12 protein-coding genes are annotated in these 13,208 nt (G+C 48.6%); 2 read left to right on the forward strand and 10 right to left on the reverse strand.

Features of this window, described 5'->3' with window-relative positions:
• Positions 1 to 66 precede the first annotated feature (66 nt).
• Complete coding sequence (locus QBD29_RS14090) at positions 67 to 504, forward strand: hypothetical protein (RefSeq protein WP_280098722.1); 438 nt, start codon at positions 67 to 69, stop codon at positions 502 to 504.
• Positions 505 to 1,028: 524 nt separating this feature from the next.
• On the opposite strand, the gene QBD29_RS14095 is transcribed toward QBD29_RS14090, so the two are convergent.
• From QBD29_RS14095 to QBD29_RS14120, 6 genes are all read right to left on the reverse strand, one after another.
• Positions 1,029 to 1,382, reverse strand: coding sequence for a hypothetical protein (locus tag QBD29_RS14095; RefSeq protein WP_280098723.1), 354 nt, complete (start codon positions 1,380 to 1,382; stop codon positions 1,029 to 1,031).
• Between the two features lie 204 nt (positions 1,383 to 1,586).
• Entirely contained in the window at positions 1,587 to 1,814 is a 228-nt protein-coding gene (locus QBD29_RS14100) for a hypothetical protein (RefSeq protein ID WP_280098724.1), read from the reverse strand.
• A gap of 204 nt (positions 1,815 to 2,018) precedes the next feature.
• Positions 2,019 to 2,246: a hypothetical protein gene (locus QBD29_RS14105; protein ID WP_280098724.1), complete on the reverse strand. Its 228-nt coding sequence runs from the start codon at positions 2,244 to 2,246 to the stop codon at positions 2,019 to 2,021.
• 204 nt (positions 2,247 to 2,450) lie between these two features.
• The gene (locus QBD29_RS14110) at positions 2,451 to 2,678 is read right to left on the reverse strand and encodes a hypothetical protein (protein ID WP_280098724.1); all 228 of its coding nucleotides are present in this window, start codon (positions 2,676 to 2,678) and stop codon (positions 2,451 to 2,453) included.
• 204 nt (positions 2,679 to 2,882) lie between these two features.
• Positions 2,883 to 3,110, reverse strand: coding sequence for a hypothetical protein (locus tag QBD29_RS14115; protein ID WP_280098724.1), 228 nt, complete (start codon positions 3,108 to 3,110; stop codon positions 2,883 to 2,885).
• Positions 3,111 to 3,314: 204 nt separating this feature from the next.
• The gene (locus QBD29_RS14120) at positions 3,315 to 3,542 is read right to left on the reverse strand and encodes a hypothetical protein (RefSeq protein WP_280098724.1); all 228 of its coding nucleotides are present in this window, start codon (positions 3,540 to 3,542) and stop codon (positions 3,315 to 3,317) included.
• A gap of 283 nt (positions 3,543 to 3,825) precedes the next feature.
• Here QBD29_RS14120 and QBD29_RS14125 point away from each other — a divergent pair, with 283 nt between their 5' ends.
• Positions 3,826 to 5,379, forward strand: a complete 1,554-nt coding sequence (locus QBD29_RS14125; RefSeq protein WP_280098725.1) for a hypothetical protein — start codon at positions 3,826 to 3,828, stop codon at positions 5,377 to 5,379.
• A gap of 878 nt (positions 5,380 to 6,257) precedes the next feature.
• Here QBD29_RS14125 and QBD29_RS14130 read toward each other — a convergent pair.
• The 4 genes from QBD29_RS14130 to QBD29_RS14145 are packed head-to-tail and all read right to left on the reverse strand — an operon-like array spanning position 6,258 to position 13,169.
• Positions 6,258 to 7,589 carry a hypothetical protein gene (locus QBD29_RS14130; protein ID WP_280098726.1) on the reverse strand — a complete coding sequence of 444 codons (1,332 nt, stop codon included), beginning with the start codon at positions 7,587 to 7,589 and terminating at the stop codon, positions 6,258 to 6,260.
• A complete protein-coding gene (locus QBD29_RS14135) occupies positions 7,586 to 8,827 on the reverse strand; it encodes a hypothetical protein (RefSeq protein ID WP_280098727.1) in 1,242 nt (413 codons plus the stop codon). Before QBD29_RS14135 ends, QBD29_RS14130 begins: the two co-directional genes overlap by 4 nt.
• A gap of 20 nt (positions 8,828 to 8,847) precedes the next feature.
• Positions 8,848 to 11,055, reverse strand: a complete 2,208-nt coding sequence (locus tag QBD29_RS14140) for a hypothetical protein (RefSeq protein WP_280098728.1) — start codon at positions 11,053 to 11,055, stop codon at positions 8,848 to 8,850.
• Positions 11,052 to 13,169 (reverse strand): ATP-binding cassette domain-containing protein, encoded by a 2,118-nt coding sequence (locus tag QBD29_RS14145; protein WP_280098729.1) that lies wholly within the window; start codon positions 13,167 to 13,169, stop codon positions 11,052 to 11,054. The genes QBD29_RS14140 and QBD29_RS14145 overlap by 4 nt, the downstream gene beginning before the upstream one ends.
• Positions 13,170 to 13,208: the final 39 nt, after the last annotated feature.

A 13,208-nucleotide genomic window follows, 5' to 3' on the forward strand; every position in this document is an offset into this window, starting at 1 on the left:
ACTTAACTCATTCCCTCACTCTCCGTCAGAGCGGGTTCGCCAAACGCTTACGGAGTATTTTGATTTATGAAAAAATTAGCTTTGGTCGTTGCCCTATTTGGGTTGCTTGTAAGTTGTGGTGCGGCCGAGCTGTACACTGAAGATAGAGCAGTGGATAAAACCATAATGGTACCGACAGGGTTGAGACCAGTTCCTAAGGCAATAAAAGAAGTTTTCAAAGAAGCAGGGTGGAAAACCGTCGTTGCGGGGAAATCTTTAGTGACGGCAGGAACTTCAAATGGTTCCTATATTAACCTCTCTACGAAAACTAAATACCCTGCTAGATACTCAGTGTTGGCAGACTCTCGGCCTTACGATTACTGCATCGATTTCACCCAAAAGATCATCTACGATATTTCTATATTGGATAATGTAACTGGTGAGGAAGTAGCTGCATTTTCCGGTTGGGGCTGCGGTGAGAGGATAAAGAAAAAAATACGTGCAACACTTGAGCCGTTTCTCTAGCTGAATGCACAACCACGGGGCTCTGTCGATAATTGAAGTTGGTTTTAAACGGCTTAGAGAAATGAAAGAAACACATGAATAAACCATTGGTAAGTTTTGCAGCTTTAACAATAGTTGTAGGCTGTGCATCGGAGCCTCCAAGAATAGAGCATGCATCCGAGCATACAATTCAGATTGGTGTTAACACTCTCTCGCCCGTTAACAGACCATCTTTTCAAATGATTGAGATGGCTGCTGCCCATTGCGGAAAATATGGTAAAAACGCCTCGTTTAGAGGTGGTGGAAATACAATTGAAAGCCTCTCAACTGCAGAGTCTTATCTATGGCAATGCGTAGGGTATTAGGAATAATACGAGGTCCCATATTTCATTTTCCAGTACGTCCATTGTGATGGTAGGAGATTTTTAGTTGGCAACTAAGGTCATAGGATATGTGCTGACAGTTGGTCATAGGTGTTGGGCTAGGTGTTATAGGGAAGGCTTTAGGGTCTTGCTCAGCAGCCCCACAAATTTGAATGGCCACAATCACGACGTGCACTGAATCACATAAGAACGTGTGCGGCGCATAAACCCTGCTGCCAAAGCTTGGGACATATTTGGATCATCGACGAAACGATATTCGTTGGGACATTCTTTAGCAGCAAACCGAACGGCAAACTGATAAATACGTTGTTTGATTGATCCTTCCGTTTCACCTATGCCCGGTGCTGCCGTCACCGTAAGAAATCGTTTGCTGGGGGTCAGTTCCTCCACAGAGAACTGGATATTACCAGTACCCCCAATAGAGCTGTCCTGTGATAATTGTTGAGGTGAAGGGGTGTAGTCACACCCAGCCAACAAACTGATACCTACAATTCCTGCAACCAAAACCTTACGCATCTGTATCTCTCCACAAGTTTCACAACCAGGTTGGCATGACCATATATGGTTAGCAACCAACGTCTAGGAATGCCTGCTGACAGGACGATGGTGGTCTTCTGGCTAGGTAGTGTAGAGGCAGGCCCTAGAAGTGGCTGTCAGCAAGGCTGAGGGGATGTCATGCAGTTTTCACAGCTGCTATTCTCAACTCATTAAAGACGAAGCCTAAAATGCTTTCTTTGATGTTCCTGCTCGAAGCACGCAATCTGCTTCTCGAGCCTTCAATTCTTTAAAGATTGCAGCTCTTTCGTTGCCTGTTGTAATCCAAGTATTTGGATCCAAGAACGTGCAGAGATAACCTGTGGGCATGTCCTTGACAGTCTGGTCGTTGATTGATTCACAAGCAGTTAACAGCCCAAGACCAAGAACACTTACAACCAAAGCCTTACGCATATTTACCTCTCCACAAGTTTCACGATTATATTCGCATGACCATATATGGTTAGCAACCAACGTCTAGGAATGCCTGCTGACAGGACGATGGTGGTCTTCTGGCTAGGTAGTGTAGAGGCAGGCCCTAGAAGTGGCTGTCAGCAAGGCTGAGGGGATGTCATGCAGTTTTCACAGCTGCTATTCTCAACTCATTAAAGACGAAGCCTAAAATGCTTTCTTTGATGTTCCTGCTCGAAGCACGCAATCTGCTTCTCGAGCCTTCAATTCTTTAAAGATTGCAGCTCTTTCGTTGCCTGTTGTAATCCAAGTATTTGGATCCAAGAACGTGCAGAGATAACCTGTGGGCATGTCCTTGACAGTCTGGTCGTTGATTGATTCACAAGCAGTTAACAGCCCAAGACCAAGAACACTTACAACCAAAGCCTTACGCATATTTACCTCTCCACAAGTTTCACGATTATATTCGCATGACCATATATGGTTAGCAACCAACGTCTAGGAATGCCTGCTGACAGGACGATGGTGGTCTTCTGGCTAGGTAGTGTAGAGGCAGGCCCTAGAAGTGGCTGTCAGCAAGGCTGAGGGGATGTCATGCAGTTTTCACAGCTGCTATTCTCAACTCATTAAAGACGAAGCCTAAAATGCTTTCTTTGATGTTCCTGCTCGAAGCACGCAATCTGCTTCTCGAGCCTTCAATTCTTTAAAGATTGCAGCTCTTTCGTTGCCTGTTGTAATCCAAGTATTTGGATCCAAGAACGTGCAGAGATAACCTGTGGGCATGTCCTTGACAGTCTGGTCGTTGATTGATTCACAAGCAGTTAACAGCCCAAGACCAAGAACACTTACAACCAAAGCCTTACGCATATTTACCTCTCCACAAGTTTCACGATTATATTCGCATGACCATATATGGTTAGCAACCAACGTCTAGGAATGCCTGCTGACAGGACGATGGTGGTCTTCTGGCTAGGTAGTGTAGAGGCAGGCCCTAGAAGTGGCTGTCAGCAAGGCTGAGGGGATGTCATGCAGTTTTCACAGCTGCTATTCTCAACTCATTAAAGACGAAGCCTAAAATGCTTTCTTTGATGTTCCTGCTCGAAGCACGCAATCTGCTTCTCGAGCCTTCAATTCTTTAAAGATTGCAGCTCTTTCGTTGCCTGTTGTAATCCAAGTATTTGGATCCAAGAACGTGCAGAGATAACCTGTGGGCATGTCCTTGACAGTCTGGTCGTTGATTGATTCACAAGCAGTTAACAGCCCAAGACCAAGAACACTTACAACCAAAGCCTTACGCATATTTACCTCTCCACAAGTTTCACGATTATATTCGCATGACCATATATGGTTAGCAACCAACGTCTAGGAATGCCTGCTGACAGGACGATGGTGGTCTTCTGGCTAGGTAGTGTAGAGGCAGGCCCTAGAAGTGGCTGTCAGCAAGGCTGAGGGGATGTCATGCAGTTTTCACAGCTGCTATTCTCAACTCATTAAAGACGAAGCCTAAAATGCTTTCTTTGATGTTCCTGCTCGAAGCACGCAATCTGCTTCTCGAGCCTTCAATTCTTTAAAGATTGCAGCTCTTTCGTTGCCTGTTGTAATCCAAGTATTTGGATCCAAGAACGTGCAGAGATAACCTGTGGGCATGTCCTTGACAGTCTGGTCGTTGATTGATTCACAAGCAGTTAACAGCCCAAGACCAAGAACACTTACAACCAAAGCCTTACGCATATTTACCTCTCCACAAGTTTCACGATTATATTCGCATGACCATATGTGGTTAGCAACCAACGTCTAGTAATGCCTGCTGACAGGACGATAAAATCCGTTTGTCTGGAGTGGGTAGGTAGCCGCATCATATCGGGCTATCAGCAGCTGATAGTGGCTCTCAGGGTTATCTACGGCTTGTGGCGTCTCTGATCTTATTTCTTAAATCTGCTAGATAACGAATACTCTGATGATAAGCTTACTTGCGGATGCGGTTAATCCAAACATCAATTGAAAGAGCCTTCACGTGTCTTCAAACCAACCAATGGACAGATATTACTCTAGTTCTTTTGATTACTCTGCTCACACAGACTCAAAACCTCTGTTAGAAGCAGTCAAGTCTATCTGGCTCAGTCTACCTTCTGATACTCGTGCAGCTATTGACCCAGTAGGTCCAAACGCCAAGAAGGCAGGACTACCAACTCTTGAGGTAGTATTACTTCAACTATTCAGACTTTGGATTACTGAACCTGAACGGTGTTTAGCTACCCCTCGTGGTAACAGCCTGAAAGTCAAAAGCATTTACAACCCGAAGGGTATTAACCCTGAAAAGTTGCGTATGATCTTGGATGCTCTCGAAGCAAATGGTTTCACGGAAACTCTTGCACACAGCCACAGTGATAACCCTGCCCATACAAACACGACTAGCCGCATCAGAGGATCAAAGAAGCTGTTTCGGCTTTTTGAGGGGGTTAATGCCTCTGAGTTTGACATCACAGAAGACCCAAACACACCATTAGTGAAACTAAACAAGTTTGATTTAGACCCAAGAACTGGTGAACCCAAACGGTCCAAGTCAGGGACGAAGATCAAACACGCAGTCGAGTATGATCAAACACTCCCGCATGTGATGGAAATGACCAAAGTCCTCAGAGCATACAATGACCTCTTGAGTAAAACACATATTCACCTTGCCAACATTGATACACCGACCATCACACGTATTGGTACAGATGGGAAAGAACAACAAATCCAGATCACCCATTCGACTAAAACTGTTACACGTGTGTTCAGCAGAAATAATTGGGAATGTTATGGCAGGTTCACTGGTGGTTTCTGGCAACGTGTCGGAGACAAGGACAAAGAAAATCAAATTCCCTATCGACGTCATATCAGGATCAATAATGAAGCTACTGTTGAACTAGACTACTCCTCACTTCATCCAAACATACTAACAGTGGAAGCAGGTCTAGACCCGATAGATGACATCTACACACTGGGTTACCAAGTGGTGGAACAGTACGATCAAACAGACCAGAGACTAATTCTCAAAGGGCTGATGCTAAATCTACTGAATGCTAAAAGTCACAAAGCTGCTTATGGAGCCTTCAAGTATGACCAGCCTACAGGACACCCGTTCAAGAGCCTAGAGAAGGAACAGTTTGATAAGTACGTTGAAGCAATCATCAATAAATACCCATATCTAGAAAAGAGTTTAGGTGCTGATCAAGGGGTGAGATTGATGTTTATAGACAGCCAAATCATTGAACAGATCATAATCTTAGCCACTACAAACAATATCCCCATCTTAACAGTTCATGACTCTGTGATCTGTAGAGAAAGAGATGAGGAATCTTTAAGAAGCTTTATGAAGATTGCCACCTACAAGATATTAAGCACACAACTGAACTTTGACATAAACAGAGCTTCAATGATGAGAGCTGTTCAGTCCACAATACAAGAAAATAAAGAGCTGTTTAAAAAACTGTATGACAACGCAATCAAACAGGATGTTGGATCATCTACTGATTACCACAAACAACAATGGGAAAAGTTTCAAAGACTAGCCTTTCTACAGTAAGGGTTTTTTTGTTACCGGCCACATTAGCAAGCTACCACCTAAAACCACTATTCCTTGCTTAACTACTAATTCACCCAAGCAGGTTTACTTCTACTATTACTAGGGGGTTTTAAGATTAGTCCCCCGTATGAAACATTTCTATCAGTAGAATTTTTCACCTATTGTACATACGAGAAGCTACCCCCCCCATCCCCCCTTTGGGGGGGGTGAGATGCTTCGTAACAATGTTTGTTTTAGAGGTGTGAATCCTAAACTGGGACCCAAACAACCATAAGAATATCCAAGCAGGGTTGAGCCATACTGATGTTGACCAGACAGGTTGGTATACATCCTGCGATACAAACCCAAAAGCTCCCCACTAAATCTACAATGTGAATAATCTCGAAACGATTGCCGATGGAGAACTTATGGTTATGTCACATGCTAAGTTCATTCCTGTTTGTCGCAGCAACTGTGATGCGGTGTTAGACAGCTGCGATACACACCTCAGAGGTAAGTAGCTGAAATCAATTGAAAAATACATTAAGTTACTGAAAAACAATAACTATTTTGTAATCCCCTGTATTTGAGCCGTTGGATACATCTTGTGATACATTTCAGTGTTTGTGGTGTTTCAAGCCTAAGATCATGTTGACAGGCCGAAGTTAATCCAGCAAGGTTTATGGGCAGTGAAATTGGCTAAGTCATTGAGTAGGTTCGATAATACTACTCGCATGGATAACCTTGGTAAGCTCACGGATGTTCGAGAAATGCTTTAGCATTTTGAGGTTAGTCCGTGTGGGGGCACCATTTTTCCAACAGATCTAAATGAACAATGTCGTGAGCCGCACACAACTCGTGAGGTCTGCGGGTTTTCAGAAATCACATCGGTTGGACGGTCAGTTCGCTGGTGTGCGTTTTAGCATCAAACCGTCGACCACGACCCATGCGATTGTGCTGTACCAATCTGAGGATTGGCCGCGGCGGGTGGGTTTGGGGGCGCTGGTTTCGGTGGTGGCTGCAAAGGGGAAAACACAGGGAAATGCGGAGTTTGCGCCATCCGTTTTGCAGGCTTTTAACAGCTCTTCTTCGTCCAAGTCCCGTTCGGTATTTAAGTTCAATGCCTTGTTAATACGCACAAAAATATCTTCTTGGACCTTACTGGAAAACGGCACGTATCCGATGTCTTTGATGCGGATTGGAGCTTGGGACAAGGCGTGCAATGTGTCGCTCGGTTCAGGTGTGGCCTGCACCAGAAACAGCGAAGTCTCGTCTGGGAATCCGAGTTCTGGGGCGCGCAAGTTCACGCGTTTGCGCAGCTTGCTGATATAGGCTTCGGTTTCAATTTCAGCCCCCGACAGGCCGATGACAATCCGTTTGTCCGCTGTCGGATCAAGCGTTTCAGATACGGAATGCAAGGCTTGCAACAACGGTTCAGCTTGTGAAAGTTTGCTGCCCGCAGGGCCTGCGATCAGATCCTGAATGCGAGCTTCGTCCACCGCGCCCAAATCTTTGAAGTTGTCAAAAAAATTGGCGCCAAACACGCCTAGGCGAATGTTGGCCACGTCCCCTGCCCGCGTTGTTGAGCGCCGCAAACGGCGATACAGCGCATCTGCGGTTTGGCGGTTGAACGTCACCGCATCCGGGCTGGCATCCACGACGAGCACAATTTCGTATTTTTTGCTTTGGGCACCGCGCAGCGCATCGAATGCTTTGACCCGCGCCGTATCCATTGGCAACATAACCGCGGCCATGGTCACAGATGATTGCCCCATAACATCCACCACATCCGCAGCCATGATTGGCATGGAAAGGTCAGAAAAGCGCCCTTTGATCTGAACCTCTTCAAGGTCTGGGGCCGCCTTGCGCACATTGGTCGCTGTTAAAAATTCAGTGGCTTGTGACAATGAATTCCAGAACCGCAATGTGGGCCGTTTGGTTGCTGAAATACCCGCACCTGGCACAATTTGGCCCAAGTCGGGCGGCATTAGAACGTCAGCTCGGCGCAGCCAAACCTGTTTGCCGTCGTGATTAATTTGCACGTGTTTGTCAGTTCCGTCGATGACGGTTAACGGTTTGCCAAATTCAAATTTTTGCAGATTGAGGGTTTCGAAAGCAGGGCTTGCGGATACTTCAATCGGGCTGAACTTTGCATATGCTGTTTGTTGCGCGAGGCTCGGCACTGTCAAACAAAGCCAAGTGAAAAGCGTGGCGCAAAAACGTATGATCATTGGAGCCACCGCTTGATGTCTCGGCGTCCGCAAATGACGCCCAATCGGTTAAACCCACTGCTGAAACCGCTGGCGGAAAAAGAGATTGTTCCGTTGCGACGCGTGGCTTCGACCGTGCCGTTAAAACTGATTTCGCGGCCACGTTTAAGCGCGCGCGCGATTGCTGTAGACATGTATTTGCCGTCAGGACCCGGCACAATGGTGCGGCCGCGCACCTCAATCGGGTATCTGCGCCCGTCCACAACGGCAAACCTAACAGAATTGGGCACAAATGGGTTTGGGGTGAGCAAATCAAAATACATCCGCGCACCTGAATCTGTGGTTTTAACGGAAAGTTTCATTTCAGGACTGCGAAACAGGTTCATCCCAGACCATGTTTTCGCGGGGGTCGTAAGTGCGCAGGTATCGCTGGTTGCGCGATAGGTGGCCCATTGCCCAGAGCGTTTATAGTTACGGCTCGACGTGTGGTCGGGCGTGACTGGCGTGAATTTGGTTTTCAGCAGCATATTGGCCAAATCCCGCGATAAATATTTACGTGCAGGTTTGCCTTTGCGTCGCGCATATTGGGCAATTGAATTGCGGTCATCCGCCGTAAAGGTTTTGGATTTTCTTGGCTCACGCACCGCATTGTTGATTGTACGGGCCAGAACCCATCGAATGTGACGCACTTGATTTTCGTTCAGCCGAAGAGCGTTTTCCTTTTTCGCAAGCGACGCAACGCTTTCAGGGAACATATCAGACCCGTCATAGCCACATTGCGCTTCGAGCAGTGCGATAATGCCTTTGGGGTCCAGATCATCATAGCGCGATGAGGCATATTCACCGCTGGTTGTTTTACCTGTCAGGAAAAAGGGTTCTTGGGCTTTGTGGCTGGCACTGATGGCGGCCCATATTTGCGTTTTGGCCAATCCACGTGCATTGGCAACAGACTCGCCGGTGAACGGAACCCGCTGGTTGGCTGCGACCATTTCGGAACTGACAAGCGGCTTGCGTGTATCAATAGACAGAGTCAGTTTTTCCCGTTTTGGGTCCAGTGACGCCCCGAGTTTCAGGCGCGGCGCAGTGCTTTCCGTGGACACAGAGGGCACCAAAATAAGCGTGCAGCTTTTGGTTTTGGTGTCTTTCGTGGCCTCGTTTGCGGGAAACCGCGTTTGCGCCATGCCGGGTGCGGCAAGGGAGACCCAGCCAATGGCGGCAATCGTCACAGCACGCATAATCTGCTTGGTAAGGCCCGTCATTTGCGTGGTGCTACCTGTCGTTACTTGCGGATAGGAAAGAATATATGCGTACAGTTGCGATCTTGAAAGCGGGAAAAGCCTTCGGTCAAATCTTCGAACCACTGTCCTAGGCGGACATAGTTTTCATCGTCCACCGCCTTAATCCCCAGTGTTTTCAACCGCAACTTTAACGCCGCCTCGGACAGATCGCGTTTTGGTAAAACCGCATCATTGCCTGAGCGCATCGACGACAAGGAAACCATATCAATGTTACCGCTGGTTTCTGCACCAGAACGTCCTGATAGGATATCTTTCATCAACAATTCAGATGTAATCACACTGATCAAACGTTCGTTGGTGTCCACGTTTCGCGCCAAAAGCCCAGTTTCGCGCAGCACATCATCGCGGTTAAACACAGGCGCATCCGGCCCTTCGATCACCACGTCATCTACGGTTTTAACTGACTTTGACGCGCCCAAGCGTTTGGCCACATCCACCGCGCGCGATAGGCTGTTGACGATGTCCTTGGTGTTGGTGATGAGTGTGGATCGTTCCACTTTGCCTTTGCGATCTTCCACATAGAGGGACGCGCCAAATGTGGTTTTTACCGCGCCGTCCAAGTAATATTCGGCAAACTTTGTACCAAACTGGCCTGTGATAATATCGAGCCACGCACGTTCTTTGCCCGAAGGCCCGCGTAGAACGTTGCCTGACTTGGTGACAGACGTGATGAGGTTCTCCACATCAACTGGAGCCGTGTTGGGCAGACGGATCCCTTCGATCACCCAAAACGCCCGTGTGATCGGCTGTCCTGCCTCTTTCATGCGCGTTTCGATATTGGATGTTAACAGGCTGAATTGGGCAGAGGTTAACGGGCTGAAGCTGTTGTCGCTGTCAATCGCGTCCATCATCTTTTTGAAGGTATCGAACTGTTTGGCTGGCAACACATCGCCCGATGGCGCAATTTCGAACCAATCCACAACCCAGCGCGTTTCTGGCTTAGCTTTGCGCAGGGCAGTTTCAAGTTTTTCAAACCCTGTCTGTGCCAGAGTTGCCGCATCAGAGAACACGGCAAAGCGAACCAGATCGGCATCAATTTCGGTTGTGACGACGCTGCGACTGGTTATGCCTGCCCCCGGGAGACGGATGGGAATGATTTTTGTTTCGTCTGCCAGCGTTATTTCGCGATTGCCAAAAGGTTGGGAGATGGGCAGCAGTTTGCCAATTTTGTCGTCTGGAATGTTGGCTTGCGTCTCTTCTTCGATGAACACATCTGTGCTGTCGAACTGGGAATAGGTTTTGATATCCGTTCCATCTTTCAAAACCCCCGCCGTCATAAAGTCTGCGTCGGGGACCGTACCAAAAAGCGGCAAACGCTCATCCGTTCCTGCGTGACACACGGACAAAGCCACAGGCTTGCTGGGCGTAGGGTCAGGCTCTTCCTCTTTAGGAACCGTCACGGCCACTGTGTCTTTTAATTTGGGTTTGATTGACGGCTTTTCGATTTTGGCAGCTTTGTCTTCCAGCTCGGACGCAAGATCGGCGATGCTGCCAACTTTTTTGTCCGCTTTGTCAGGCTCATCATCTGACAGATCAGCCAAACCAGAAATGCCCCCGCCTTCGACGGTTGGCTCGCTTAACGCATCGCCGATACTTGGATTTTTGCGAACGGTTGGCTCTTCCGGATCCCCTGTCAGAATATCGCCAATTTTGCCGATGATTGTGGGCTCTCTGTCGATGGGGGATCGGTCTTCCATCTTTCGCGGAGCTGCGATGACGATGATCGTAACGCCCTTTTCCTCGGCTTCGTCACGGGACAAAAGATGATTGGTTCCTTTGACCCGCACGCATTTCGTGTTGCGAAGCCGAATTCGATAATCAACGGACGACTCGATGAGTTCGCCGCCTTGGCGGATGTTGATGGTGGAATCATCTTCAAGAACGAGTTCAGCTACCTGCCCCATCCCGAGAGTCAGATATTCTTTTTCCGTTGTGGCGAATACGCGCGCAACGAGGGACTTTTCTGGTGGAACGACGATTTGTCCCCGTTTGCGCCCGTCTCGCGTGGATATTTCAACGATAACGCGGTCGGATTCCGCGATCTTGAACCGTTTACTCCCTTGGACCTCGACACCCGCTTTCATCTCATTTGGGGCCGCCCACTGCCGACAATTTGCGTCCACAGCCGTGCCAAGCAGGGCCGCTGCAAGCGCCCCGACCAGACCTTTTGTGAACCAGCCCTGCTTCATGATTTCAGAACTTTCGCAGGGTCTGTTTTGGCGGTGCGGAAGGCTGGATAAAGCGCAGACAGCAGACCAATGGAAATGGCACAGATCACAACCGGCCAGAAGAAGTTTGAAACAGGGGCAAAGATCGCGTCAAATTCTGCGGCCTGATCGCCTGTGGCTTGCGCGGTTTCAAGGGCGCGTGCCACCAACATCTGGCGAGTCTTTTCAATCAAAAACGCCCCAAGGCCCAATCCAGCCAATACGCCGACCGTGACCGAGAAAAACACCGACATCACTTGCGTCAAAACCAGATCACCACGCCGCATACCGAGCACGCGCCACAAGGCCAGCTCTGTTTCGCGCAATTTGGCAGAGGTAAAGATATTGGCCGCCACGGTAATACAAACGCCAAGCACAATCAGGCCCAGCAGTGGGAGAAAGATGCGCCATGCCGTGTCTTGAATATCCAGCGCCCATTTGAAATCCCAAATATCTGATTGTGGTTTGAACCCCATCTTGGACAGACGAGAATATAGCACCAGAACCTCGCGGATTTCTTTGGCATAGATGTGAAGGGAATCTTCCCATGGAAAATCCGTAAGCGTAGCGATGGTTTCCCCGTCGAACCAATTATCGACACCCGCGTTTTCAGGGAACTTATATTCGCCATCGCGATCCCGCACAAAGCGATCGAAGATCAACAAAGTGCGGTTGGGGAAATACAACTGACGCCCCCCTTCCCCGTGCAGGATCACGCCTGCCAGTTCCAATTCGACCGGCACTTGCCCCACCAATTTGCGCCCACGGTTATAGCGGTTGATGATCACAGTCACACGCTTGCCGATGAAATCAGAGTAATCCACCGCCCCTGTGTCGAGCCCTTCGGTATCGAAGACTTCGGACACCATTGCGGCGGTTAGAATGACCTGTGGCTGGTCATGGTTGCCCACAAACGGGCCACCCGCGGCAAAGTTCAACAGGTCATATTCTGGGTCGTTTTCCAGCAATCCTGTCACAGAAAATGTTTTTGCTTTGCCCGATTTTACAACAACACGGGACGTGGTGGCGCGGCGTTGCACAACCACGTCTACCAAATCATCGTCGATAATCGCTTGTCGATCAGGAAAGCGGTCATCGTTTGCTTTGTCTTTGATCCTCGGCTTAATTTGTATTCGGTTCAGCCGCGATCCTTCGGTGATTTTCTGGTTCACGTAGTCCTGCGCCCCGACAATGACCGAGGTAAACACGGAGACCTGACACACCCCGATGATCAATGACACAAGGATCAGGGACAGAAACAGCGGTCGAAACACCGTTTCGCGGATGGCTTGGCTGAGCAAAATGCGGAATGGCGCACGGGGTTTCCACCCGAAAAAGATCGCTTCGTCTTGGCCAGGCATATGCGAAGGCAGTGGTGTTGCGGTACTGGCGGGTTCTGAGTTCAGTTCGCGCAGCACGCCGTTTTCCAACAACAACTGACGGCCGTGATCGTAGAACACCTCGTCATGGCTGACGACGATGACCGTATGGCCGTCTTCAACGAGCGCGCGCAGATGCGCGACAACTTCTTGTTTCAACTCGCCGTGCAAACTGGCCGTTGGCTCATCTGCAAGAATGATGCTTGGGCGTTTTACAACCGCACGCATGATCGAGGCACGTTGCGCCTGCCCGCCAGATGCGGAGGATGGATAGTTGTTGAGCGTGTTTTTCGCTCGTTCTTTTTCGCTGTAGAACGCAGGCTCCAGCGCCTTGATCCGCTCGGATCGTTCGTTTGGCGTGTTATGGCCCTGTAATTCCAGTGGAATTTCGATGTTTTTGGTCAGCGACATATGGCTGAACAAACGGCCCTCTTGAAAGATGAAGCCAATATTGTTGGCACGCAACTCGTCCAAATACCAATCAGGACGGCCCGCTACATCGGTTCCTTCGAAAGCGAATTCGCCTTCATAGTCGGTGTCCAAAAGGCCCAAAATACGCAGAAGTGTTGTTTTACCCGAGCCGCTCTCGCCGCTGATAACGTTGAAACTGCCCCGCTCAATATCCAGAGAAAGGTCTTTCAGAATTTCGATGCGCTCATCGGCGACTTCGAAAACGCGGTTAATATTTTTTAATGAAATAATGGAGTTGTCGGACATGGCCTGCGGTCCCTTTTACAAAAAAAACACGTGTGCGAA

The organism is Amylibacter sp. IMCC11727, assembly GCF_029854195.1.
GTDB lineage: Bacteria > Pseudomonadota > Alphaproteobacteria > Rhodobacterales > Rhodobacteraceae > Amylibacter.